The following is a 24,336-nucleotide window of genomic DNA, read 5'->3' on the forward strand; positions in this document are numbered from 1 at the left end:
GGCGCACGATGACACGGGATCGCCAGCCTCCGGGCCGGTCGCATCCATGGGTCCCGGCGTTCGCCGGGATGACGACAAGAACGGAACGTTCCAATGAAGTTCACCCTTTCCTGGCTCAAGGATCACCTGACCACCGATGCGAGCCTCGAGGAGATCCTCGACGCGCTGACCCGCATCGGGCTGGAGGTCGAGGGCGTCGATAATCCCGGCGCGGCGCTGAAGGCCTTTCGCGTCGCGCGCATCCTGTCCGCGACACGCCATCCGCAGGCGGACAAGCTGCAGGTCCTCTCCGTCGACGCCGGCGACGGGCCGATGCAGGTGGTGTGCGGCGCCCCCAATGCCCGCGCCGGCCTGGTCGGCGTGTTCGGCGCGCCCGGTGCCTATGTCCCCGGCCTCGACGTGACGCTGAAGGTCGCGGCGATCCGCGGCGTCGAATCGAACGGCATGATGTGCTCGGCGCGCGAGCTGCAGGTCGGCGAAGGCCATGACGGCATCATCGAACTGCCCGACGACGCCCCGGTCGGCACCCCCTATCCCGACTATGCCGGGCTCGACGAACCCGTCATCGACGTCGCCATCACCCCCAATCGTCAGGATTGCATGGGCGTGCGCGGCATCGCCCGCGACCTCGCCGCCGCCGGGCTCGGCACGTTGGTGCCGCTGATCGTGCCCGAGATGCCGGGCGAGGGCCCGGGCCCCGACGTGCGGATCGAGGATGCGGCGGGCTGCCCCGCCTTTTATGCGCAAGGTGTGCGCGGCCTCCGCAACGGCACCTCGCCCGAATGGATGCGCAGCCGCCTGGCCGCGATCGGCCAGAAGCCGATCTCGACCCTGGTCGACATCACCAACTATCTCACCGTCGATCTCGGCCGCCCCCTCCATGTCTATGACAAGGCGAAGCTGTCGGGCGGCCTCGTCGCCCGCCACGCGCGCGCGGGCGAGAGCGTCGAGGCACTCAACGGCAAGACCTATACCCTGGCAGAGGGCATGACCGTCATCGCCGACGACGTCGCCGTGCACGATATCGGCGGCATCATGGGCGGCGCGCATTCGGGCGTATCGGAGGCGACCACCGACGTCGTCATCGAATGCGCCTATTTCGCCCCCGATGCGATCGCGCGCACCGGTCAGGCGCTCAGCCTGACCAGCGACGCGCGCCAGCGGTTCGAGCGCGGCGTCGATCCCGCCTTCCTCGACGATGGTCTCGCCATCGCCACCTTCCTCGTGCTCGAATATTGCGGCGGCAGCGCCAGCACTGTCACGCGCGTCGGCCAGCCGCCGCTGGCGATGCGCAGCTACGCCTACGACCCCGCCCGTGCGGAGACGCTGGGCGGCCTCGCCATCGCGCCGGAACGGCAGCGTGCGATCCTCGAATCGCTCGGCTTCACGGTCACCGACGACTGGCAGGTGACGCCGCCGACGTGGCGGCGCGACATCGACGGCCCCGCCGATCTGGTCGAGGAGGTGATCCGCATCGAGGGGATCGACAAGGTCGCACCCGTGCCGCTGCCCCGCGTCCCCGGCGTCGCCAAGCCGACCGCGACACCGCAGCAGAAGCTGGAGCGCCGCGTCCGTCGCGCCGCCGCCGCGCGCGGGCTCGACGAGGCGGTGACCTGGAGCTTCGTCTCCGATGCCGAAGCCGCACCGTTCGGCGGCGGCGTCTGGAGCCTCGCCAATCCGATCAGCGAGGACCTCAAGGTCATGCGCCCGTCGCTGCTGCCAGGCCTGCTCTCCGCCACCCGCCGCAACCTCGCCCGCGGCGCCACCGCGGTGCGCCTGTTCGAGATCGGCCGCCGCTATCTCGCCGATGGCGAGCATCCGACGCTCGGGCTCGTCCTCGCCGGCAACGCCCGCGATCGCGGCTGGCGGGCCGGCAAGGCGGCGGGTTTCGACGCCTTTGACGCCAAGGCGGAGGCGCTGGCGCTGCTCGCCGCCGCCGGGGCGCCGGTCGACAATCTGCAAGTCATGGGCGAGGCCGGCGACGCCTGGCATCCCGGCCAGTCGGGGACGCTGCGCCTCGGGCCGAAGAAGATCCTGGCGCGCTTCGGCATGCTGCATCCCAGCCTGCTCAAGGCGTTCGACCTCGACGGCGGCATCGCCGCGGTCGAGCTGTACCTCGACGCGCTGCCGGCCAGGCGCGGGGCTACCGGCTTCATGCGGCCGGCCTTCGCCCCGCCGGCGCTCCAGTCGGTCCGCCGCGACTTCGCCTTCCTGGTTCCCGAGGCGCTCAGCGCCGACGCCCTGGTGCGCAGCGTCCGCGGCGCCGACAAGGCGGCGATCACCGCGGCGCGCGTGTTCGACGTCTTCACCGGCACCGGGGTCGAACCGGGCATGAAGTCGGTTGCGGTCGAGGTGGTGCTGCAGCCGACCGACAAGAGCTTCACCGACGAGGCGCTGAAGGGCATCGCCGACAAGGTGGTGGCAGCGGCCGCGAAACAGGGTGCGGTGCTCAGGGGTTGAGCGAAGAGAACGACGGCCCTCACCCTTCCCACCCGGCTGCGCCGGGCGGGCCCCTTCCCTCTCCCAGCGGGAGAGGGAGGGAGGCGCGAAGCGCCGGAAGGGTGAGGGCCGTCGCAACTGACAGGATTAGCGCATGACCGACCGCCAGATGATCCGCATCCGCTCCGCCGCGCTCACCGCGGCGATCAATCCCTTCGGCGCCGAGCTGTCGCACCTCGAGGACAGCGAGGGTCGCGAGCTGATGACCAACGCCGACCCCGCCTTCTGGACCGGCCGCGCGCCGATCCTCTTCCCGGTGATCGGCGTCACCAACGGCCTGCAGATCCGGCTCGACGGCCAGAGCTATCCGATGCCCAAGCATGGCTTCGCCCGGCATTCGCTGTTCGACGTCGTCGAGGCGAGCGAGGATCGCGCCGTCTTCGCGCTGACCGACAGCGAGCAAACGCGCGCCAACTACCCCTTCGCCTTCCGGCTGGAGATCGCCTTCGCGGTCGAGGGCGCGACGCTGGCGGTCGAGGCTCGCGTGATCAACACCGGCGATGTCGCCCTGCCCGCCAGCTTCGGCTTCCACCCCGCCTTCGCCTGGCCTTTGCCCTATGGCGAGGAGCGCGCCGCGCACCGCATCACCTTCGAGGCCGACGAGCCCGACGCGCTGCGCGAAATCGCCCCCGACGGCCTGATCGCCGCGACGACGTGCCCGTCGCCGCTCGATGGCCGCGAGCTGTTGTTGCGCGACGATTTGTTCACCGACGATGCTTTGGTCTGGGATCATATCCGCTCGCAAGCCGTCACCTATGGCGCGGCGCAGGGCCCGGTACTCGACATCGCCTTCCCCGATACGCCCAAGCTCGGCATCTGGACCAAGCCCGGCGCGGCCTATGTCTGCGTCGAGCCGTGGCACGGCATCGCCGATCCCGAAGGCTATGACGGCGAGTTCCGCGCCAAGCCCGGCGTGTTCGAGGTCGCACCCGGCGACACCAAGCACATCCGGATGAGCGTGACGTTGGTGCCCTAGCCACAGGCCGTCACCCCGGACTTGTTCCGGGATCCACCGTCCCGCATATGCCGCCCCAGTGACGATGGCGGCACCGTGGATGCCGGAACCAGTCCGGCATGACGAAAGACGCACGAATGACCTCCCCCCGCCGCACCTTCGCGATCATTTCCCACCCCGACGCCGGCAAGACGACGCTGACCGAAAAGCTGCTCTATTTCGGTGGCGCGATCCATCTCGCCGGCGAGGTCAAGGCGCGCGGGGCGAACCGCCGAGCGCGGTCGGACTGGATGAAGATCGAGCAACAGCGCGGCATCTCCGTCACCTCGTCGGTGATGACGTTCGAGCATGACGGCATCACCTTCAATTTGCTCGACACGCCGGGCCACGAGGATTTCTCGGAAGACACCTACCGCACGCTGACCGCGGTCGATTCGGCGATCATGGTGATCGACGCCGCCAAGGGCATCGAACCGCAGACGCGCAAATTGTTCGAGGTCTGCCGCCTGCGCTCGGTGCCGATCATCACCTTCGTCAACAAGGTCGACCGCGAGGGCCGGCCGGTGTTCGAGCTGCTCGACGAGATCGCCGACATGCTCGCACTCGACGTCTGCCCGATGACCTGGCCGGTCGGCATGGGCGGCACGTTCCAGGGCATCCTCGACCTCACCACCAACCGCATTACCCGGCCGGAGGGCGACAGCCGCACCTTCCAGGGCAAGGTGGAGCAGGACCCGACCCTGCCCGACGACGTCGCCGAGGAGATCGAGCTGGCGCAGGTCGGCTATGCCGCCTTCGATCCCGCCGCCTATCGCCACGGCGATTTGACGCCCGTCTTCTTCGGCTCCGCGCTCAAGGATTTCGGCCCGGCCGAACTGATCGCCGCGCTGGCCGAACACGCCCCGCCGCCGCGCGCCCAGCCTGCCGAGCCGGCGCCGGTCAGCCCCGACAATGGCGAGGTCACCGGCTTCGTGTTCAAGGTCCAGGCCAACATGGACCCCAATCACCGCGACCGCATCGCCTTCATGCGACTGTGCTCGGGCACCTTCAAGCGCGGCATGAAGCTGACCCCCACCGGTCACGGCAAGCCGATCGCCGTCCACTCCCCGATCCTGTTCTTCGCGCAGAACCGCGAGGTGGCGGACGAGGCCTTTCCGGGCGACATCATCGGCATCCCCAACCACGGCACGCTGCGCGTCGGCGACACGCTGAGCGAGAAGGCCGATGTCCGCTTCACCGGCCTGCCCAATTTCGCGCCGGAGATCCTGCGCCGTGTCGCGCTCAAGGACCCGACCAAGACCAAGCAGCTGCGCAAGGCACTGGACGACATGGCCGAGGAGGGCGTGACCCAGGTCTTCTACCCGGAGATCGGCAGCAACTGGATCATCGGCGTCGTCGGCCAGCTACAGCTCGACGTGCTGCTGTCGCGGCTCGATGCGGAGTATAAGGTCGCCGCCGGACTGGAGCCCGCCCCCTATGACACGGCGCGCTGGATCGCGGCGGACGATCCCGCCGATCTCAAGACGTTCATGGACCTGAACCGTGCGGCGATGGCCAAGGATCGCGACGGCAATCCGGTGTTCCTTGCGAAAAGCGCCTGGGAAGTCGGCTATGTCGCCGACCGCTACCCCAAGGTCCGCTTCCTCGCGACGCGCGAGCGCTGACGCTGTCCTACAAGACGGCGGTGGTGTAGGATCGCGCGTCCGCCCGCTCTTTCTCATTGTTCGCAAAACACCGTGTCGGGGGCAGAAGGCGCCTTTGCCCGTTCAGGCGTCAATTCTGTCAAGACTCGCGGAAATCGCGCAACACGTCAGCATCTTGCCCGGTGCGATCCTTCGGCGCGACGGTACGTGTGTCGAGACTTACGCCTCATCCACCCAGTCGCGACGCAGGAAGCGCACCGCCAGCAGCCCCAGCAGCGCGGCGAGCACGTAGAAGCCGAGGCACAGCGTCGCCGCATAGCGCAGCGCGTCGACGCCGTGCGTCGCCTTCAGCGCATCGGACAGTCGGCCCATCAACAATGGCCCGACGCCCATGCCGATCAGGTTGTTGATCAGCAGGAAGCTCGCCGACGCGGTCGCGCGCATCGACCGCGGAACCAGATGCTGGACCGCGGTGGTGATCGGTCCCAGCCACAGGATGTTGAGCGCGTTGGGGATCAGCAACAGCGGCCACGCCACCCATGGCGACGGGCTGAGGAACCCCGCAGCGAAGGTCGGCGCGGAGATCAGCCAGGCGATCGCCGGCAGCCTGGCGTACCAGCCGCGGTTCCCCGTCCCCAGCCGGTCCGCCAGCCAGCCGCCCGCGAACACGCCGATCGTGCCGCCGATCAACAGTAGCGATCCCATGAACTGCCCGGTCTGGATCAGGCCGAAGTCGAAGCTGCGCATCAGGATCGACGGCGTCCACAGCGCCAGGCCATAACCGCACAGCGAACTGAACGACGCGGCGAAGGCGAGCAGCCAGAAGGTCGGCTTCCCCGCCAGGATCGCGAAGACCGCGCCCACCGGTTGCGGCGCGGCGGCGGTGCCCGCTTCGCGCGGCGCATCGCGTACGATCCACAGAAAGATGGGAGCAAGGATCACGCCTGCGATGCCGACGGCGAGGAACGCCGTGCGCCATTCGACCAGCGCGGCGATATAGGCGCCGAGCAGTGTCCCCGCCGCCAGCCCGACCGGAATGCCGAGCGAATAGATCGCGAGCGCCCGTGCGCGCCGCTCGGGCGGATAATAGTCCGCGATCAGCGCATAGGACGGCGCCACGCCCCCCGCCTCGCCGACGCCGACGCCCAATCGGCACAGGAATAGCTGCCAGTATCCCGTCGCCAGCCCGCACAGGGCGGTGAACACGCTCCACACCGTCAGCGCGCCGGCGATCACGCGGCTGCGGCTGGTGCGATCGGCGAGATAGGCGAGCGGCACGCCCAATCCCGCGTAGAGCAGCGCGAAGGCGAGCCCGCCGATCGCCCCGAACTGCGCATCGCTCAGACCCAGGTCCTGCTTGATCGGCTGGGCGAGGATGCCGAGGATCTGCCGATCGAGGAAGTTGAACGTGTAGACGAGCAATAACATCGCCAGCACCAGCGCCGGATAGCGGGGTCGGGTCGTGCTGGTCATCGCGGGTCTCCTGCCTCCCCCGCCCATCCGATGCAGGCGGGGTGAGGGCGACAAGTCAGCCGGACTTGTCGCCCCCCGTCAAATCAAAACCGCGCTGTGAACGTGCCGAACACCTGCCGCGGGGCGCCGTAGAAGGCGGTGGCGACGCCTTCCTTGCCGAGCGTCGGCACATAGCCGGTGCCGTTGGTGATCGGCTGGTTGGCGGCGTTGAGCGGCGTGCCCGCGATGTCGGTCTTGATATATTGATAGCCGCTGGTCTTGTAGCGCTTGTCGGTCAGATTGCGGCCGTAGACGCCAATCGAATAGCGCCGCCCCTCGCCAAAGGCATAGGTGAGGCCGGCATCCCACAAGGTATAGCCCGGCTGGTCGAGGAACGGGCTCGCCGTCTCGAACTGGTGGGTCAGGCTGCGATAGGAGACGGTGGTATTGGCGGTGACCAGCCCCGGCCCGACCGGCAGCGCCGCGGTCGCGGTGCCCGATGCGGTCCAGTCCGGCGTGTTCTGGAAGACCCGGACATTGGCGACGTCGACCCCGGTCGGGCCGATGAAGCGGCGATATCTGGCGTCGATATAGCCCATCGTCCCGGCCAGGCTGAACGAGGATCCGACGCCGGCGAAATCGCGGGCGAGGATCGCATTGGTCTCCAACTCGATACCCTTGATCCGCGCCTTCGCGGCGTTGGTGGTGATGCCGCAGAAGGTCTGCACGCCGCCGACTAAACAGCCGACCGAGCCGGGCACCTGGACGTCGGTATAGTCGGAATAGAAACCGTCCAGCGCCCAGGTCAGCCGCCTGTCAAGCGCGGCGCCCTTCCAGCCGATCTCATAGCTGGTCACCCTTTCGGGCCGGAACAGCAAGAAGTTGTAGATGTCCTGATAGCTCCGGCCTGCCGCGGGATTGCTGATCGGCGCCGACGTGCCCGACCCGCGCGGGTCGAAACCGCCACCCTTGAAGCCTTCCGAATAGGAGGCATAGAGGAGATGGTCCTCGCCCGGCTTGAAGCTCAGCGAGGCGCGCGGCGTGAAGCGCCGGAAATTGGCCGTACCACGGAAATTGGTCGAAGGGGGCGTGCCGAGGAACGGCACCGGCGTGCCGCCGAACTCCGGCGTCAGGCCGATGTAATTGGCCTTAAAGATGTACGACTGGCGCTCGTCCCACGTATAGCGGCCACCCAGCGACAGACTGATCTGCGGGGTGAAGTCGAAGGTGAAGTCGCCATAGACCGACGACGTCTCCGTCCGCACGTCGCCGGCGGTATAGGCGTCGAGGCCGGGCACGGTGGTCGACAGCAATACGCCAAAGCCGGTCGTCGCCTTGGCGCCGAGATAATAATAGCCGATCAGGCCATTCAGCTTGTCGGAGCTATAGAGCAGCTGGAATTCCTGGCTGGTCTGCTTGTTGCGGTAGACCGCCGGCACGTCGACGTCGACCGCCGGCAAGGCGTCGAAGTCGATCGGGGTGAAGGACGTGTCCTCGCGATAGGCGCTGATGCTGCGCAGCGTCAGCGCGTCGGTCAGCTTGGCGTTGACCGTCATCGACAGGCCGCCTGCCTCGATGTTCTGACGCGGAATATTCAGCCCGGCCTGCGTGTCGAAGACGTTGGCCAGCACTGGTGCGCCGCTGGCGAGGCCGGGGATCAGGCGGTGGCCGTTGCGCGGGTTGCTGGTGTCGTGGGTGTAATCACCGGTGATCCGGACGAACAAGCGCGTGTCCGAGCTCTCGAACTCGACGGTGCCGCGCGCGGCCCAGATGTCCTTGTTGTAATTGTCGATGTTGAGATTGGTGTTGCGCCCGAACCCGTCCCGGCTGAGCCGCGCGCCGGCGACGCCGACCTTGAGCATGTCGCCGATCGGCGTCGACAGCGCGACCACCGCATCGGCCTGATTGTAGCTGCCGTAGCTTGCTTTGACCCGCACCTCGGGCGTGTCGGGCAATCGCTTGGTGACGTATTTGACCGCGCCGCCGATCGTGTTGCGCCCGTACAGCGTCCCCTGCGGTCCGCGCAGCACTTCGATCCGGTCCACATCGTAAATGTCCAGCACCGCCGCCTGCGGGCGGTTGAGATAGACGTCGTCGAGATAGATGCCGATCCCGGCCTCGAACCCCGGCACCGGATCCTGCTGGCCAACGCCACGGATAAAGGCGGCGAGCGTCGAATTCGAACCACGCGCGGTCTTCAACGTCGTATTGGGCGTGGTGTTCTGGATGTCGGTCAGGTCGATCGCCCCCGACTTTTCCAATTTGTCGGCGGTAAAGGCGGTGACGGCGATCGGCACCGACAGCAACGTCTCGGCACGGCGGCGCGCGGTGACGACGATGTCGGCGGTGTCCTGCGCGGCGACGTTGGTCGTGTCCGGCGCGCTCTGGGCTGCGGCGGCGTCGTCCTGGCTCGTCGTCGCGGAGTCGGTCGGCGCGACCTGTGCCATCGCCGGTGCCGCTGACAGCGCGGCAAACGCCACGCCCAGCTTGAGTGTCGTCGACGTGCGCAGCGCCTTCATAACCAACCCCTCCTGTCGACGCCCGCGGCCCTTGCCGCACCCGGTTGATCCGGGTTGTACGCCGTAACCAACGTCTATACTGAAACCTGAACCGGGATTCAACTTGATCGTCGCAACACCGATCGGCCGGGTGGAGAGGGGCCGCAAGGCATCACGATGACGGACACGGCAACGCCCGCCGCTGGCGACAAGACACCTCGGACCGAACGTGGTCGTCGAACGCTACGCAGCCTGCTCGATGCGGCGGCGGCGGAATTCGGCGAGCGCGGATTCCATGATGCATCGATCAGCGCGATCACTCGCCGCGCTGGTGTCGCGCTGGGCAGTTTCTACACCTACTTCGACTCCAAGGACGCGATCTTCCGCGCCCTCGTCCGCGACATGTCGGATCAGGTTCGCAGCCATGTCGCCCCGGCGGTGCGCACAGCGCCAGATGGCCTGACGGCCGAACGAGACGGCCTGATCGCGTTCATCGGCTTCGTCCGGGCGCACAAGGAGATTTATCGCATCATTGACGAGTCGGAGTTCGTCGATCCGGACAGCTTCCGCCGGCATTATGCCACCACTGCCGAACGTATCGAACAGCGCCTCCGCGCCGCCGCCGCCCGGGGCGAATTGCGCGACGACGTGTCGGACGTCCACGCCTGGGCGATCATGGGGATGAACGTCTTTCTGGGCCTGCGCTACGGCGTCTGGAGAGAGGATCGGTCAAGCGAGGAGGTCGCCGCCGCCGCTGCCATTCTGTTGCGGGGCTTGGCGCGACGCTGAGCTAGCGCGCGTCGGCGGCGAGCGCCTGTGCCAGGACGTCGCGAATCGACCGCAACGCCGTCAGCCGGTCTCCGCCAGCGGCCGCGCCGTCCGCCGCGAACAATTGCTGAACGCCACGAACCGTATAGCCCTCGCTGTTCAGCAACCGGTCGATCCGCCGGATCAGCGCCACATCCTCCGGCCGGTAGTAACGGCGGTTACCCGCACGTGTCACCGGCCGGAGTTGCGGGAAACGCCCCTCCCAATAGCGCAAGATGTGATGCGGGACGCCGGTGTCCTGCGACACCTCGCCGATCGTCCGGAACGCTCCCAGATCCTTGGAGGCGCCGGACGCCACCCGCCTCAGCCGGCGTTGACGATGCGGTCGCGCATCATCTGGCTGGCGCGGAAGGTCAGGACCCGCCGCGGCGCAATCGGCACTTCTTCCTTGGTCTTGGGATTGCGCCCAACGCGTGCGCCCTTGTCACGCAGCACGAAGGTGCCGAAGCCCGAGATCTTGACGTTCTCGCCACGAGACAAGGCTTCGCACATTTCAGCTAGGATCTGCTCGACGATTTTCGCCGAGTCGGCTCGTGACAATCCAATCTGGCGATGCAACGCTTCTGCCAGATCGGCCCGCGTCAGCGTTCCGGCGGTGCTCATCAACACGTCTGCCCCCACTCTATCCGCACTATCCGACCCCACCTCGGGTTACACCATCAAGATCGCGTCCGAAAGTGACTTTATTGAGCGACATCAACTCAGGATGGACCTAAATTCAGACGCGCAGGACCGCCGCTCCCCAAGTGAAACCGCCGCCCATCGCTTCCAACACGACGATCTGGCCGGTCACGATACGGCCGTCGCGCACCGCCGTGTCCAGCGCCAGCGGCACCGAGGCAGCAGAGGTGTTGGCATGGCGGTCGACCGTCACCACCACCTTTTCCGCCGGCAGGCCCAGCTTGCGACTGGTCGCATCGAGGATGCGGGCATTCGCCTGATGGGGCACGACCCAGTCGACATCCGCGGGCGTCAGGCCGGCGATGTCGAGCGATTCCGCCATGACCGCCGCGAGATTGACCACGGCATGGCGGAATACCTCGCGCCCCTTCATCCGCAGCTTGCCGACGGTACCGGTGGTCGACGGGCCGCCGTCGACATAAAGTAGCTCGTTGTGGCGGCCGTCGGCGTGCAGGCGAGTCGCCAGGATGCCGCGGCCGTCGCCAACGGCGCTGTCCTGCGCCTCGAGCACGATCGCGCCGGCACCGTCGCCGAACAGCACCGCCGTGGTGCGATCCTCCCAGTCGAGGATGCGGCTGAACGTTTCCGCGCCGATCACCAGCGCGCGCCGCTGAACGCCCGAGCGCAGCATGGCATCGGCGACCTGCACCGCATAGAGGAAGCCGGAACAGACCGCGGCGACGTCGAAGGCAACGCAGTCGTCGATGCCGAGCATCGCCTGCACCTTGGTGGCCGTCGCCGGAAAGGTCTGGTCGGGCGTCGCGGTGGCGAGCACGATCAGGTCGATATCCTGCGCGGTCAGCCCCGCCGCGGCGAGCGCGCCACGCGCCGCATCGGCGGCGAGCGTCGCGGTGGTTTCGCCCGGCGCGGCGATATGGCGGAAGCGAATGCCGGTCCGCTCGACGATCCATTCGTCGCTGGTGTCGAGCTGCTCCGCCAGTTCATGGTTGGAGACGCGGCGGGCGGGAAGCGCGGAGCCGGTGCCGAGGAGGACCGAACGGATCATAGAGCGTCCTTACGCCGCCTTCTCGAAATTGCCGAGATCGTCGGCGATGCGGCGGGTGAGATCGGCGCGGACCATCTTGGCGGCGTTGCCGATCGCGGTGGCGACCCCGACCTCGTTGGCGCCGCCGTGACTCTTCACGACGATGCCGTTGAGACCGAGGAAAACGGCGCCGTTGTGGTTGTTGGGATCAAGGTGATCGCGCAGCAATTGCGTCGCCGGGCGCGAGATCAGGAAGCCGATCTTCGAACGGGTCGAGCTGCGGAACGCGCGCTTGAGCAAATCGGCGACGAACCGCGCCGTCCCTTCGGCGGTCTTGAGCGCGATGTTGCCGGCAAAGCCGTCGCAGACGACGACGTCGTGGTCACCGCGCGCCAGCCGGTCGCCCTCGACGAAGCCGGTGAAGCTCAGCGGCAGATGCTTGGCCCCACGCAGGATCGCGGCGGCGTCGCGGATCTCGTCGGTGCCCTTCTGATCCTCGCTGCCGATGTTGAGCAGCGCGACGCGCGGGCTGTCGAGATCGAGGATGGTGCGGGCATAGGCCGCGCCCATCACCGCGAACTGGACGAGGTTGCGCGCATCGCATTCGGTATTGGCACCGAGATCGAGCATGATGACGTCATTGTCGCCGAGCGTCGGCAGCGGCGCGGCAAGCGCGGGACGATCGATGCCCGGCAGCGTGCGTAGCGCGAGCTTGGCCATCGCCATCAGCGCGCCGGTGTTGCCCGCGGACACGGCGGCGCCGGCCCGGCCCTTTTTCACCAGGTCGATCGCGACGCCCATCGACGTCGTCTTGGCGCGGCGGATCGCCTGACTCGGCTTCTCGCTCGAGCCGATCTGGTCGGCGGCGTGAACGATCTCGCTCGCCTGGCTGAGATTCGGGTGGCTCTTCAGCCCCTCCGCAATCGCCGCCTCGTCGCCGACGAGCAGGAAGCGCATGCCCTCGTGACGGCGACGCGCATGGGCGACGCCGGCCAGCATGACCGCCAGCCCTTCATCGCCGCCCATCGCATCGACGGCGATCCAGGAATGGTCGGGCATGATGTTCGCGCGCTTATCCAGTGGGATCGGAGAGGGCTTAGCCCTCGACCGAGACGATCTCGCGACCGTTATAGTGTCCGCAGGCGGTGCACAGATTGTGCGGACGCTTCAGCTCGCCACAGTTCGGGCATTCCTGGAACGATTCGATCGACAGCGAATCGTGGCCACGGCGCATGCCGCGCTTCGAGGGAGAGGTCTTTCGCTTGGGGACGGCCATTGCGGCACCTTGTTCTTGATCAAAAGAGTAACCGAAACGCACAGCCGGCGCCGCCCGCACGGTTCGCCGGATCGGCGAGCCGCTGGGCGCCACCGTACAGCCGGGCGCATCGCGAAGCGCGGGCCTATAGCGATTTCGACGATTGTTGCAAGCTTTGTGGCGGGCGGCATCGTCGCGCCACCGCGATAGGAGGACCGCCATCCGCGCGGGCCGGGCGATGGTGCTTGCGCCGGCGACCCGGGCGCCGAGCTCCTTCGCGCCACACGATCCTTATCCGACGGCACGCGCGATTTTTCGATCGAGGGGGATGCCGGCGACGCGATTCCCCGCGAGTCTTGACAGAACTGACGCCTGAACGGGCTATCTCGGCTTCCTCCGCAGCGGTGGCGGGCGTTCGCCTGATCCAGGCGGCGGGTGATCCGACGATGAGAAAGAGCGTAGTCCGTCGGTCGTAGACGATCGCAATCTTGTAGGACAGCGCCGTCGCACCAGCGGCGCCGGCCCCGGTACCGGCGAGCCCCAGGATGGCTCTACCACCGAAGGAGACGTCGCTCCCGCGGCTTGTTTGTACGGATCTTGTCTGACATGACAGGCCCGACGGCCGACAAGAGCTGTTCGGGAGAACGATGATGCGCGCCTCGCCCCTTCTGCTCGCCACGGCCGCGTTGATGCTGGGAACGGTGACGCCAAGCCGCGCGCAGATCGCCGGCCAGCCGGTCACCGCCCTCGGCGCATCGCTCGTTTCGAAGGACGACGCGGGGGTCACCCTGCGTGTGCCAGAGGGCATGATGCGCATCGACATCTGGGGCGAGCGCGCGCTGCGCGTGACCGTGCTGCCCGGCACCACCGCGCCGCATCCCGCGCCCGGCTTCGCCGTCGTCGGCGCGCCGCAAGCCGCCGGCTGGACCATGGCGGAGGACTCCGGCCGCTATCTGCTGACCACGCCGGCGATGCGGATCGCGGTCGACAAGGCGACCGGCACCGTCGCGATGCTCGGTGGGGACGGCAAGCCGATCGTCGCCGAGGCGGATGCCGGAACGCGGCGCCTGGGGCAGACACCCGATCCCGACGGATCGGTGCAACAACGTTTCGAACTGGTCGGTGACCAGGCGATCTACGGCCTGGGCCAGCATCAGGCCGGCGTAATGGACTATCGCGGCACGACCGTTCGCCTGCAGCAGGCCAACACCGATGTCGGCGTCCCGATGCTGGTCTCGTCCGCGGGTTACGGCATCTTCTGGAACAACCCGGCGGTCACCGATGTCGCGGTCGATGTGCCGCAGGCGACCAGCCGGATCGTCTTCCGTTCGCAGGCCGGAACGGGCGTGGACTATTTCCTGTTCGCCGGGCATGACGTCGACTCGATCATCGGCGCTTATCGCCAGCTCAGCGGCGCGGCGCCGCTGATGGCACGGTGGACCTGGGGCCTCTGGCAATCGAAGGAACGCTACGCTTCGCAGGCCGAACTGCTCGCCGTCGCCGATCGTTATCGCGCGCTCCGCATTCCGCTCGATGCAATCGTGCAGGACTGGCAATATTGGCGTCCCGGCGAATGGGGCAGCCACCGGTTCGATCCGGTGCGCTACCCCGACCCCAAGGCGATGCTGGCGACGCTGCACCAGCAGCACGTGCACAGCATCGTCTCGGTCTGGCCGCGCTTCGATCTGGGCCTGGACACGACCAAGGCGCTGGAGGCGGTCGGCGGCCTCTATGCCCGCACCTATCCCAACGTCTATCCGGCGGGCGAGGGCCACTGGTACGACGCCTTTTCGGCAAAGGCGCGCGGCACCTATTGGCGGACGATCTCGCAGCGGCTGGGGGCGGTCGGTTTCGACGGCTATTGGCTCGACGGCAGCGAGGCGGAACTGGGCGGCCGTTGGGGTGAGATGCGCGAGGTCACCACCGGCGCGGGTCCTGGCGCGGCGGTCTACAACGCCTACCCCCTGCTCCACACCACGGCCGTGCACGACGGCATGGCCGCGGACTTTTCCGACAAGCGGCCGATCATCCTGACCCGGTCGGCCTGGGCCGGGCAGCAGCGCAATGCGGCGATCACCTGGTCGGGCGACGTCAGCGGCAGCTGGGACGCCTTTCGGCGGCAGGTGCCGGCGGGCGTCAATTTCTCGATGAGCGGCATTCCCTATTGGTCGGCGGACATCGGCGGCTTTTTCGGCGGCAAGCCGACCGATCCGGCCTATCAGGAACTGTTCACGCGCTGGCTGCAGTTCGCGGTATTCACGCCGATGTTCCGTATCCACGGCACCGGCGCCGGCAAGGAAGTGTACAGCTTCCCCGGCGGCGCCCGTGCGCCGCTGCTCGGCGCGGTGGCGCTGCGCTACCGGCTGCTGCCGTTTCTCTACGCCATGTCCTGGCGCGTCACGCAAGGAGGCTCGTTCCTCTATCCGCTCGGCATGGCATTCCCGGACGATCCCGCGGTGCGGCGGGTCGGCGACGAATATATGTTTGGGCGCAACCTGCTGGTCAGTCCCGTGGTGGAAAAGGGCGTGACGACACGGCCGGTGCGGCTGCCGGCAGCGCGCGTCTGGTATGATTTCTGGACCGGCGATCGGTTCGACGGGGATCGCACGATCACCGTCGCGGCGCCGATCGACCACATGCCGCTGCACGTCGCGGCCGGGACGATCCTGCCGCTCGGTGCCGAGGTGCAATATGCCGACCAGTCGCCGGGCCAGCCGGTCGAACTGCGGGTCTATCGTGGCGCCGACGGTCGCTTCACGCTGTACGACGATGCCGGCGACGGTCAGGGCTGGCGTCGCGGTGCGCGGGCGACGATTGCGCTGACGCTGGACGACGCGGCCGGAACGCTGACACTGGGGCCGCGCGACGGCCGCTATCCCGGCATGGCGGCGAACCGGCAATTCCGCATCGTCACCGTCACCCCCGGCAATGGCGCGGGCCTGTCGCAGGGCCGCGGCATCGACATCCGCTACGACGGCCGGCGGCAGGTGGTACGGCTCGCACCCGCCGGTTGAGCGCCGTTATTCCGCCGCCAGCGCGCGGTCGCTGACGAACATGTTGTGGGCGCGTTCGTGGGCGAAGGTGCTGGGATTGCCGTGACCGGGAATGAAGCTGGTGTCGTCGCCGAGCGGCCACAGCTTGGTGACGATCGTCTCGATCAGCTGCTTGTGGTTGCCGCCGGCCAGATCGCTGCGACCGACCGAGCCCTGGAACAGCACGTCACCGACCTGCGCGAACTTCGACGGCGCGTGATGGAAGATGACATGGCCCAAGGTGTGGCCGGGCGTTTCGTAGACGTCGAGCGTCAGGTCGCCGACCGTGACCGTGTCGCCTTCGACCAGCCAGCGATCGGGTTCGAACACCTGCCCGCGGATGCCGTAGGTGCGGCCATCCTCGTCGAGCCGCGCCAGCCAGAACCGGTCCGCCTCGTGCGGGCCTTCGATCGGCACGCCCAGATCGTCGGCCAGCGCCTTGGCCTCGCCGGCATGGTCGATGTGACCATGGGTCAGCAGGATCTTGTCCACCGTCACGCCGGTCTGCGCGATCGCCGCCTTGATGCGTGGCAGATCGCCGCCCGGATCGATCACCGCCGCCCGCATCGTCGCGGTGCACCAGATCAGCGTGCAATTCTGCTGGAGCGGCGTGACGGGGACGATGGCGGCGCGCAGCGGCGGAAGCTCGGTCTGGGTCATGCCGGCTGAGGTAGGCGGGGCATCGGCCTGTGGCAATTCGGCAATTTGGCGCGACTCGCGGGTTGCGCCGGCGCGTCGGGCAGGTGCATCTGGTCGCGATGACGTCTCCGTTCGTCCTTCTCGACGATGCCCGCCCGGGCGGAGCGCCGGCGCGGCTGTACCGCGATCCGGTCGCGGTGATCGTCGCGCACCGCCCGGACGAGGTGCACCCGGCGCTGGACGCGCTGCGCACGGCGACGCGCGACGGCCTGCATGCGGCGGGCTATCTTGCCTATGAAGCGGGTGCCGCGCTGATGCCGCGCGTGCCGACTGGGTTCGTGTTCGACGACGGCGCACCGCTGCTGTGGTTTGGACTGTTTAACGATTGGCAGCCGCTTGATGCGGCGGCGCTGGCGGCGTGGTTGCCCGATCCGGCGGGCGCCCAGGCCGGCAGGCCGGTGCCGGTGATCGACCGCGGCGACTATGATGCCGCGCTGGCGCGGGTGCTCGACTGGATCGCGGCGGGCGACATCTATCAGGCGAATCTGACCTTTCGCGCGACGGTGCCGGTCGCGGGCGATCCGCTGGCACTCTATGCGCGGCTGCGTGACGGATCGCGGGCCGGCCATGGCGCCGTGGTGGCGACGGGCGAGCGGACGATCGTGTCGCTGTCCCCGGAACTGTTCTTCGCGCTCGAGGGCGGCCGGCTGACTTGCCGGCCGATGAAGGGCACGGCGGCACGCGGCGACACCGCGGCGGAGGACGAGGCGGCGGCCGCAGCGCTGGCGCACGACGCCAAGCAGCGCGCGGAGAATCTGATGATTGTCGACCTGATGCGCAACGATCTGACCCAGGTCGCCCGACCGGGCAGCGTCGCGGTGCCGACGCTGTTCGCGGTTGAAACCTATCCGACCGTGCATCAGATGACCTCCACGGTCACCGCCGATCTGGCAGCGGGGCGCGATGCGATCGACGTTCTCGCCGCGCTGTTCCCCTGCGGATCGATCACCGGCGCGCCGAAGCTACGCGCGATGGAGGTGGTCGCCGCGGTGGAGGATGGACCGCGCGGCATCTACACCGGCAGCATCGGCCGGATCGACGCCGGCGCTGCCGATGCCGCCTTCAACGTGGCGATCCGCACGCTCGACATACCGTCCGGCGCCGCCACCGCCACACTGGGCCTGGGATCGGGAATCGTCGCGGACAGCCAGGCCGATGGCGAATGGGCGGAGTGCCTGGCCAAGGGCGCGTTCGTCACCGCCGGGCGGCGCCCCCCCGATCTGATCGAGACCATGGCCTTCGATCCCGACGACGGCATACGGCTGCTCGAAGCGCATCTGGCGCGGCTGACCGCCAGTGCGGCGGCGCTCGGCTATCGGTTCGACCGGCATGACACGCGCAACGAGCTGCAGGCGGCAACCTTCCGGCTCCGGGACGCGCGCCGGATACGGTTGCTGCTCAGCCCCGGCGGCGCGGTGGCGATCGAGGTCGAGCCGATGCCGGTTGCCGGCGACGCGCCCCTGTCGGTTGCGGTGGTGCCGTTGCCGGTGGCGACGCACGACTATCGCCTGCGTCACAAGACCAGCGACCGCGGCTTCTACGATGCGGCGCGGCGGGCGGCGGGGACCGACGAAGTGGTGTTCGTGACCCCCGACGGCGCGCTGACCGAGGGAAGCTTCACCTCGCTGTTCGTGCCGCGTGGCGGCGGCCTGCTGGCGACGCCACCGCTGGCGCAGGGGCTGTTGCCCGGTGTCTTGCGGGATACCTTGCTGAAGAACGGGCAGGCGGTGGAGGCGCGATTGACCCCAGCGGATCTGGCGGACGGCTTCCTGGTCGGCAATGCGGTCCGCGGCCTGCTGCCGGCGCGTCTCGCAGTTGCGGAAAACCGTCCGCCGCGGCTATAGGCGGCGCCGCGCTCTTTCCAGCACGAAAGCCCCAGCCATGAAGCCCTCCGCCGCGCTCGGCCGCATCAGCCCCTCGCCCACGCTCGCCATCACCAGCCGCGTGCTCGAGCTGAAGCGCGCCGGCGTCGACGTGATCGGCCTGGGTGCAGGCGAGCCGGACTTCGACACGCCCGATTTCGTCAAGGACGCGGCGATCCAGGCGATCCGCGACGGCAAGACCAAATATACCAACGTCGACGGCACGATCGAGTTGAAGGAAGCGATCGTCGCCAAGTTCGCGCGCGACAATCAGCTGACCTACGGCATCGACCAGGTGACGGTGAACGTCGGCGGCAAGCACACTTTGTTCAACGCGATTGTCGCGACGGTGAACCCCGGCGACGAGGTGGTGGTGCCCGCTCCTTATTGGGTCAGCTACCCGGACGTTGTGCAGTTCGCCGGCGGTACGCCGGTGTTCGTCGCGGCCGGACCGGAACAGGATTACAAGCTGTCGCCCGAGATGCTCGACGCGGCGATCACCGAACGAACCAAATGGGTGATCCTGAATTCGCCGTCGAACCCGACCGGCGCGGCCTATACGGTCGACGAGCTCAAGGCGCTGGGCGCGGTGCTGGCGCGGCACCCGCACGTCTGGATCTTCGCCGACGATATGTACGAGCATATCATCTATGACGGCTTCCGTTTCGCGACGATCGCGGAGGTCTGCCCGGAACTCTACGAGCGGACGCTGACCGTCAACGGCTGTTCCAAGGCCTATGCGATGACCGGCTGGCGGATCGGTTTCGCCGCCGGCGCGCCGTGGCTGATCAAGGCGATAGCCAAGCTGCAGTCGCAATCGACCAGCAACCCCTGTTCGATCGCGCAGGCCGCCGCCGTGGCGGCGCTGACCGGGCCGCAGGATTTCCTGCAGGAACGGGCAAAGGCGTTCCAGGCGCGCCGCGACCTGGTCGTCGGCATGCTGAACGCGATCCCCGGCATGACCTGTCCGACGCCGGAAGGCGCCTTCTACGTCTATCCGTCGTTCGCGCCGCTGATCGGCAAGACGACCCCGAACGGCCGCCGCATCGAGAATGACGAGGATTTCGTCGGCTATCTGCTCGACGACGCCAAGGTGGCGGCGGTGCAGGGTGCGGCGTTCGGCCTGTCGCCGGCGATGCGGATCAGCTATGCGACGTCGGACGACCTGCTGCGCGAGGCGTGCAGCCGCATCCAGGCGGCGTGCGCGGCGCTTCGCTGACGGGCAACGCTTAACCTACATCGCTGTCCGATGAACGACGCGCCCACGCGGCGTTCATCGCAGCGTTTCCATAAACACGATTGAGATCAACGCGTGGTGCGACGATGTCGCATCGCGAAAACCGGCCACGCCGCCATGGGCGCGCGGCCGGTGCAACATGAGGCCGAAGACAATGCGCAAGCTGGTGACGTCCCACTTCTTCCTGCGGTTCGTGGGTGGATTCGCGATCGGTGCGGTCGGCGTGGTGACGCTGCAGCCCGCCCATGCGCAGCATCATGTCGCCCCCGCCGCCGTCACGCAGTCGGTGCGGTAACGCCCCTTGCCGGGCGGTACCGACCGCCCATCTTGGCATGATGCTGAAAGCCCTCCTTCCCGCTGCCGCGCTGGGTGTCCTGGCGCTCTCCTTCACCGGTCTCGCCCATGCCGAGCGCGCGGTGCCGATTCCCGCGGCACGCGCCGATGTGCCCGCGACCGGAGCGACGCAGACCGCGGTGCTCGCCGGCGGCTGCTTCTGGGGCATGGAGGCGGTGTTCGAACATGTGAAGGGCGTGAAGAGCGTCACCGCGGGCTATGCCGGCGGCAGCCGCGATACCGCCACCTATCCGCAGGTGTCGACGGAAACGACGCGCCATGCCGAGGCGGTGCGGATCGTCTTCGACCCGCGCCAGGTCAGTTATGCGACGCTGCTGCGCGTCTATTTCTCGATCGCGCACGATCCGACCGAGCTGAACCGCCAAGGCCCGGACAGCGGTCCGAGCTATCGATCCGCGATCTTTCCGCAGGATGCCCGCCAGGCCCAGGTCGCGCGCGCCTATATCGCGCAGCTGAACGCGGCGAAGAGCTTCGGTCAACCGATCGTGACGAAGATCGAAAACGGTGCCTTCTATCCGGCGGAGGCGTACCACCAGAATTTCTTCGATCGCAATCCGAACCACCCCTATATCGTCGCCTGGGACAAGCCCAAGGTCGCGGCCTTCCGCGCCGGCTTCCCCTCGCTCGCCCGGTGATCGCGATCCGGTGAGCGTTGTCACGATCAAGACCGCGGACGAACTGGCGTTGATGCGCAATGCCGGTCGCTTGCTGGCGTCGGTGTTCACGATGCTCGACGCGCAGCCGCTCGCCGGGATGACGACGCTGGCGGTCAACGACCTGGTCGAACGCTTCATCACCGACGATCTGGCCGCGCGTCCGGCGAGCAAGGGCCAATATGGCTTTGCCTATGTGCTCAATTGTTCGATCAACCAGGTCGTCTGCCATGGCGTGCCCGATGCCGACACGACGATCCGCGACGGCGACATCATCAACCTCGACATCACGCTGGAGAAGGACGGCTTCATCGCCGACTCCAGCAAGACCTATCTGGTCGGGGCGGTGCCGCCCGCCGCACGGCGGCTGGTCGCGATCACCGAACAGGCGATGTGGAAGGGCATCCGCCAGGTCCGTCCCGGCGCGCGGCTGGGTGACATCGGCGCGGCGATCGAGCGGCATGCCAAGATCAACGGCTACAGCGTCGTTCGCGACTTCTGCGGCCACGGCATCGGCCGCGAGATGCACGAGGGGCCGGAGGTGCTGCACTTCGGCCGGCCCGGCACCGGGCCGGTGCTGCGCGAGGGCATGACCTTCACGATCGAGCCGATGCTCAATCAGGGCAGCCGCAAGGTGGTGACCCGCGGCGACGGCTGGACGGTGGAAACCGCCGACGGCAAGCTGTCGGCGCAGTTCGAGCACACCGTCGCGGTGACCGCGACCGGGGTCGAAGTGCTGACGCTGCGACCCGGCGAAGTCGCGCGCTAGGCTGCGCAGGCGGTCGCAGGGCGCCGGTTCAGGCTGCGATCGGGAACCGGAGCAGGCGCGCCTCGACCGGCACCAGCGCCTCGGCGCCGCGCCCGACCGCGCGGGTCAGTGCCGGATGGTCGACGTCGAGTCCCCCGGTCAGTGAACCGAAAGCCGGTAGCACGATCTTCGCCGGCGTCGCGACGAAACAGCGGCGGGCGATCTGCTTGCCGCGCACGCGCAGCCGCAGCTTGGGATGGAAATGCCCCGACAGCTCGGGCCGCGGCTCGTCCGGATCGGCCTCGTGGCGCAGCATCAGCCCGTCGACGAGGGCCTCCGCGACCGCCTCGCCGCCACAGCGATCGGTGATGACCGGATCGTGGTTGCCGGTGATCCAGGTCCAGGCGAGCCGGCCGGTCAGCGCGCGCAGCGCCGCCTGTGCCGCCTCCGGCAGACGATCGCATCCGCCGACATCGTGGAAGCTGTCGCCCAAACACCACAATTCCGCCGCCCCGGTCGCCTCGACCAGACGTGTCAGTTCGGTGAGCGTGGCGATCGAATCGTAAGGCGGCAGCATCTGGCCTCGACCGGCAAACCAGCTCGCCTTCTCGAGATGCAGATCGGCGACGAGCAGCGCCCGCCGCGCCGGCCACCAGAGCGCGCCGTCGGCCAGCGCCGCCAGATCGTGACCGCCGAACGAAAAGGGAACCATCGCCGCGCCATGCCGAGGAAAGGCACGGCGATCAAGCATTTGTACCGGGGCCGCGCGACCAGCCGGTGGCGGGTGGCGGCCAGTGCCCCAGAAGGCCCGCCATGAACGCGGCGTCCGTTGAGGGTGTTGCCGTGACGCGACGTCACCACCACGGCGGGCCCGAAACTGCCGTTCGTCGACCGACGACGTCCCGCGATGGAACCGAGGGCCCGAATAGCGCTTGCGCTGTCATGGATTAAGCGTAAAGCGCGCCGTCCTTCGTCAGGGGCGCTTCACAGGGGCCGTTGCGCGTCATGTCGACCACCGAGAGTTCGTCCGCATCCGCGTCCACCCATGGCGCCGCACATCCCGCCCTGCCCGGCCTGGTGCTCGGCGCAATCGGCGTCGTGTTCGGCGATATCGGTACCAGCCCGCTCTACGCCTTCCGCGAGGCGCTCGGCCAGTCGGCGGCTGACGGCATCGATCCATCCGAGATACTGGGCGTGCTCAGCCTGGCGCTGTGGACGCTGACGCTGATCGTCACCGTCAAATACGTGCTGTTCCTGATGCGCGCCGATAATCACGGCGAGGGCGGCGTGCTGGCGCTCGCCGCACTGGCGCGCAAGGCGGTCGGCGTGCGCGCGCGCCTGGCGATCGTGCTCGGCGCGATCGGTGCCTCGCTGTTCTACGGCGACGCGATCATCACGCCGTCGCTGTCGGTGCTGTCGGCGATGGAAGGACTGCACACCATTCCCAGCGCCGCGAAATTCTTCGACGAAGGCACGATCCGCGCGCTGACCATCGTGATCCTGATCGCGCTGTTCTTCATCCAGTCGCGTGGCACCGCGATGGTCGCGACGCTGTTCGGCCCGATCTGCGTCGTCTGGTTCGTCGTCATCGGTGGGCTTGGCATATGGCACATCGCCGACGAACCCTCGATCTTCCGCGTGTTGTGGCCGAGCTACGGCATCCATTTCCTCGCGACGCACGGCACGGTCGGGCTGTTCGTGCTCGGCGCCGTCTTCCTGACCGTGACGGGCGCGGAGGCGCTGACCGCGGACATGGGGCATTTCGGCAAGCGGCCGATCCGCCTCGCCTGGCTGTTCCTTGTCTTCCCGGCGCTGATGCTCAACTATCTCGGTCAGGGCGCATTCGCGCTGGCCAGGCTGGAAGCGGCGCAGGCGGCCGGGACCGAATTCAAGAATCAGGACTGGTTCTATCTGATGGCGCCGGAAAGCGTGCGCGGGCCGTTGGTCGTGCTCGCCGGCCTGGCCACGGTGATCGCCAGCCAGGCGGTGATCACCGGCGCCTTCTCGCTCACCCAGCAGGCGGTGCAGCTCGGGCTGTTGCCGCGGATGCGGCTGCGCCAGACGTCGGCCAGCTTCGCCGGCCAGATCTACCTGCCGGCGATCAATTGGATGCTGCTGGCCGGCGTGCTGGTGCTGATCATCCAGTTCAAGACCTCGTCGGCGATGGCCGCCGCCTATGGCATCGCGGTGACCGGCACGATGGTGGTGACGACGCTGCTCGGCTATCTGGTCGCGCGCCACGTCTGGGGCTGGCGGCGCCCGGTCGCGGCGGCGGCGATTTTGCCCTTCCTGATGCTCGACAGCGTGTTCTTCGGCGCCAACATCCTGCGGGTGATCGAAGGCGGGTGGGTGCCGCTGGTGATTGCCGCGGCGATCGGCTTTCTCATCTACACCTGGGTGCGCGGCAAGACGATCGTGCGCGCGTTCGAGGCGCGGCAGAGCATTCCGCTCGCCGACCTCGCCGCCGCGCTCGCCAAGCGACCGCCCGAACGGGTGCCGGGCACCGCCGTCTTCCTGACCGGCAATCCGGAAGCCGCGCCGGGCGCGCTGCTGCACAATCTGAAGCACAACAAGGTGCTGCACGAGCGCAATCTGGTGGTCAGCATCCGCACCGCCGACCGACCGGTGATCGATGCCGAAAAGCGCGCCAAGATCGAACGGCTGGACGACAATTTCGAAACGGTGGTGCTGACCTACGGCTTCATGGAAAGCCCCGACGTGCCCGCCGATCTGGGCGTCGGCGCGCGCACCGAGGTGCAGGGGCTGGACGCGATGAAGACGAGCTTCTTCATCGGCCGCAACACGCTGAAGCCGGAGGCGGAACAGGGCATGCCGCTATGGCAGGACCGCGTGTTTATGTTCCTGCAGCGCAACGCCAGCGACCCGACCGAATTCCTCCGCATCCCGCCGGGCAAGGTGCTGGAACTGGGCGAGCAGGTCACGGTGTAGGATCTT

20 protein-coding genes are annotated in these 24,336 nt (G+C 68.0%); 11 read left to right on the plus strand and 9 right to left on the minus strand.

The window, feature by feature from the left end; translation table 11 throughout:
* The first annotated feature begins 93 nt into the window (after nt 1-93).
* The 3 genes from pheT (at nt 94) to ACU5AX_RS15920 (ending at nt 5,118) form a co-directional block, all read left to right on the plus strand.
* A complete protein-coding gene (gene pheT, locus ACU5AX_RS15910; protein ID WP_446691769.1) occupies nt 94-2,460 on the plus strand; it encodes a phenylalanine--tRNA ligase subunit beta in 2,367 nt (788 codons plus the stop codon).
* Between the two features lie 133 nt (nt 2,461-2,593).
* The gene (locus ACU5AX_RS15915; RefSeq protein WP_446691770.1) at nt 2,594-3,475 is read left to right on the plus strand and encodes an aldose 1-epimerase family protein; all 882 of its coding nucleotides are present in this window, start codon (nt 2,594-2,596) and stop codon (nt 3,473-3,475) included.
* Between the two features lie 116 nt (nt 3,476-3,591).
* A complete protein-coding gene (locus ACU5AX_RS15920) occupies nt 3,592-5,118 on the plus strand; it encodes a peptide chain release factor 3 (protein ID WP_446691771.1) in 1,527 nt (508 codons plus the stop codon).
* Between the two features lie 198 nt (nt 5,119-5,316).
* Here ACU5AX_RS15920 and ACU5AX_RS15925 read toward each other — a convergent pair whose 3' ends face one another.
* Nucleotides 5,317-6,570, minus strand: coding sequence for a spinster family MFS transporter (locus tag ACU5AX_RS15925; protein WP_446691772.1), 1,254 nt, complete (start codon nt 6,568-6,570; stop codon nt 5,317-5,319).
* 83 nt (nt 6,571-6,653) lie between these two features.
* The gene (locus ACU5AX_RS15930) at nt 6,654-9,068 is read right to left on the minus strand and encodes a TonB-dependent receptor (protein WP_446691773.1); all 2,415 of its coding nucleotides are present in this window, start codon (nt 9,066-9,068) and stop codon (nt 6,654-6,656) included.
* 156 nt (nt 9,069-9,224) lie between these two features.
* Between ACU5AX_RS15930 and ACU5AX_RS15935 the strand changes: the two genes are divergently transcribed.
* Entirely contained in the window at nt 9,225-9,836 is a 612-nt protein-coding gene (locus ACU5AX_RS15935) for a TetR/AcrR family transcriptional regulator (RefSeq protein WP_446691774.1), read from the plus strand.
* Nucleotide 9,837: 1 nt separating this feature from the next.
* Here the strand turns inward: ACU5AX_RS15935 and ACU5AX_RS15940 are convergent, their stop codons facing one another.
* The 5 genes from ACU5AX_RS15940 to rpmF all read right to left on the minus strand — a co-directional run bounded on the left by ACU5AX_RS15940 (nt 9,838) and on the right by rpmF (nt 12,817).
* Nucleotides 9,838-10,173, minus strand: a complete 336-nt coding sequence (locus tag ACU5AX_RS15940; protein ID WP_198354175.1) for a MerR family transcriptional regulator — start codon at nt 10,171-10,173, stop codon at nt 9,838-9,840.
* A 5-nt stretch (nt 10,174-10,178) separates the two neighbouring features.
* Nucleotides 10,179-10,478: an integration host factor subunit alpha gene (locus ACU5AX_RS15945; RefSeq protein WP_198354174.1), complete on the minus strand. Its 300-nt coding sequence runs from the start codon at nt 10,476-10,478 to the stop codon at nt 10,179-10,181.
* Between the two features lie 115 nt (nt 10,479-10,593).
* On the minus strand, nt 10,594-11,562 hold the full coding sequence (locus tag ACU5AX_RS15950) for a beta-ketoacyl-ACP synthase III (protein WP_446691775.1): 969 nt from the start codon (nt 11,560-11,562) through the stop codon (nt 10,594-10,596).
* 9 nt (nt 11,563-11,571) lie between these two features.
* Nucleotides 11,572-12,600: a phosphate acyltransferase PlsX gene (gene plsX / locus ACU5AX_RS15955; protein WP_446691776.1), complete on the minus strand. Its 1,029-nt coding sequence runs from the start codon at nt 12,598-12,600 to the stop codon at nt 11,572-11,574.
* A 37-nt stretch (nt 12,601-12,637) separates the two neighbouring features.
* Nucleotides 12,638-12,817, minus strand: a complete 180-nt coding sequence (gene rpmF / locus ACU5AX_RS15960; RefSeq protein WP_198354171.1) for a 50S ribosomal protein L32 — start codon at nt 12,815-12,817, stop codon at nt 12,638-12,640.
* Between the two features lie 626 nt (nt 12,818-13,443).
* Here rpmF and ACU5AX_RS15965 point away from each other — a divergent pair.
* On the plus strand, nt 13,444-15,810 hold the full coding sequence (locus ACU5AX_RS15965; RefSeq protein ID WP_446691777.1) for a glycoside hydrolase family 31 protein: 2,367 nt from the start codon (nt 13,444-13,446) through the stop codon (nt 15,808-15,810).
* A gap of 6 nt (nt 15,811-15,816) precedes the next feature.
* Here the strand turns inward: ACU5AX_RS15965 and ACU5AX_RS15970 are convergent, their stop codons facing one another.
* A complete protein-coding gene (locus tag ACU5AX_RS15970) occupies nt 15,817-16,488 on the minus strand; it encodes an MBL fold metallo-hydrolase (protein WP_232474059.1) in 672 nt (223 codons plus the stop codon).
* A 98-nt stretch (nt 16,489-16,586) separates the two neighbouring features.
* Between ACU5AX_RS15970 and pabB the strand changes: the two genes are divergently transcribed.
* From pabB to map, 5 genes are all read left to right on the plus strand, one after another.
* Nucleotides 16,587-18,371, plus strand: a complete 1,785-nt coding sequence (gene pabB / locus ACU5AX_RS15975; RefSeq protein WP_446691778.1) for an aminodeoxychorismate synthase component I — start codon at nt 16,587-16,589, stop codon at nt 18,369-18,371.
* Between the two features lie 37 nt (nt 18,372-18,408).
* Entirely contained in the window at nt 18,409-19,608 is a 1,200-nt protein-coding gene (locus tag ACU5AX_RS15980; RefSeq protein WP_446691779.1) for a pyridoxal phosphate-dependent aminotransferase, read from the plus strand.
* 172 nt (nt 19,609-19,780) lie between these two features.
* Nucleotides 19,781-19,921 carry a hypothetical protein gene (locus tag ACU5AX_RS15985; RefSeq protein WP_198354168.1) on the plus strand — a complete coding sequence of 47 codons (141 nt, stop codon included), beginning with the start codon at nt 19,781-19,783 and terminating at the stop codon, nt 19,919-19,921.
* Between the two features lie 40 nt (nt 19,922-19,961).
* Complete coding sequence (gene msrA / locus ACU5AX_RS15990) at nt 19,962-20,615, plus strand: peptide-methionine (S)-S-oxide reductase MsrA (RefSeq protein WP_446691780.1); 654 nt, start codon at nt 19,962-19,964, stop codon at nt 20,613-20,615.
* Nucleotides 20,616-20,625: 10 nt separating this feature from the next.
* Nucleotides 20,626-21,402, plus strand: a complete 777-nt coding sequence (gene map / locus ACU5AX_RS15995; protein ID WP_446691781.1) for a type I methionyl aminopeptidase — start codon at nt 20,626-20,628, stop codon at nt 21,400-21,402.
* Between the two features lie 28 nt (nt 21,403-21,430).
* Here the strand turns inward: map and pdeM are convergent, their stop codons facing one another.
* Complete coding sequence (pdeM, locus tag ACU5AX_RS16000) at nt 21,431-22,093, minus strand: ligase-associated DNA damage response endonuclease PdeM (RefSeq protein WP_446691782.1); 663 nt, start codon at nt 22,091-22,093, stop codon at nt 21,431-21,433.
* Nucleotides 22,094-22,386: 293 nt separating this feature from the next.
* Between pdeM and ACU5AX_RS16005 the strand changes: the two genes are divergently transcribed.
* Nucleotides 22,387-24,330, plus strand: a complete 1,944-nt coding sequence (locus tag ACU5AX_RS16005; protein WP_446691783.1) for a potassium transporter Kup — start codon at nt 22,387-22,389, stop codon at nt 24,328-24,330.
* The last annotated feature ends 6 nt before the right edge of the window (nt 24,331-24,336 follow it).

It is taken from the genome of Sphingomonas benefaciens, from assembly GCF_052907485.1.

Coding starts and splice junctions, on each gene's coding strand:
- pheT (WP_446691769.1), top strand. CDS start 94: ATGAAGTTCACCCTTTCCTGGCTCAAGGATCACCTGACCACCGATGCG.
- ACU5AX_RS15915 (WP_446691770.1), top strand. CDS start 2,594: ATGACCGACCGCCAGATGATCCGCATCCGCTCCGCCGCGCTCACCGCG.
- ACU5AX_RS15920 (WP_446691771.1), top strand. CDS start 3,592: ATGACCTCCCCCCGCCGCACCTTCGCGATCATTTCCCACCCCGACGCC.
- ACU5AX_RS15925 (WP_446691772.1), bottom strand. CDS start 6,570: ATGACCAGCACGACCCGACCCCGCTATCCGGCGCTGGTGCTGGCGATG.
- ACU5AX_RS15930 (WP_446691773.1), bottom strand. CDS start 9,068: ATGAAGGCGCTGCGCACGTCGACGACACTCAAGCTGGGCGTGGCGTTT.
- ACU5AX_RS15935 (WP_446691774.1), top strand. CDS start 9,225: ATGACGGACACGGCAACGCCCGCCGCTGGCGACAAGACACCTCGGACC.
- ACU5AX_RS15945 (WP_198354174.1), bottom strand. CDS start 10,478: ATGAGCACCGCCGGAACGCTGACGCGGGCCGATCTGGCAGAAGCGTTG.
- ACU5AX_RS15950 (WP_446691775.1), bottom strand. CDS start 11,562: ATGATCCGTTCGGTCCTCCTCGGCACCGGCTCCGCGCTTCCCGCCCGC.
- plsX (WP_446691776.1), bottom strand. CDS start 12,600: ATGCCCGACCATTCCTGGATCGCCGTCGATGCGATGGGCGGCGATGAA.
- rpmF (WP_198354171.1), bottom strand. CDS start 12,817: ATGGCCGTCCCCAAGCGAAAGACCTCTCCCTCGAAGCGCGGCATGCGC.
- ACU5AX_RS15965 (WP_446691777.1), top strand. CDS start 13,444: ATGATGCGCGCCTCGCCCCTTCTGCTCGCCACGGCCGCGTTGATGCTG.
- ACU5AX_RS15970 (WP_232474059.1), bottom strand. CDS start 16,488: ATGACCCAGACCGAGCTTCCGCCGCTGCGCGCCGCCATCGTCCCCGTC.
- pabB (WP_446691778.1), top strand. CDS start 16,587: ATGACGTCTCCGTTCGTCCTTCTCGACGATGCCCGCCCGGGCGGAGCG.
- ACU5AX_RS15980 (WP_446691779.1), top strand. CDS start 18,409: ATGAAGCCCTCCGCCGCGCTCGGCCGCATCAGCCCCTCGCCCACGCTC.
- ACU5AX_RS15985 (WP_198354168.1), top strand. CDS start 19,781: ATGCGCAAGCTGGTGACGTCCCACTTCTTCCTGCGGTTCGTGGGTGGA.
- msrA (WP_446691780.1), top strand. CDS start 19,962: ATGCTGAAAGCCCTCCTTCCCGCTGCCGCGCTGGGTGTCCTGGCGCTC.
- pdeM (WP_446691782.1), bottom strand. CDS start 22,093: ATGGTTCCCTTTTCGTTCGGCGGTCACGATCTGGCGGCGCTGGCCGAC.
- ACU5AX_RS16005 (WP_446691783.1), top strand. CDS start 22,387: ATGTCGACCACCGAGAGTTCGTCCGCATCCGCGTCCACCCATGGCGCC.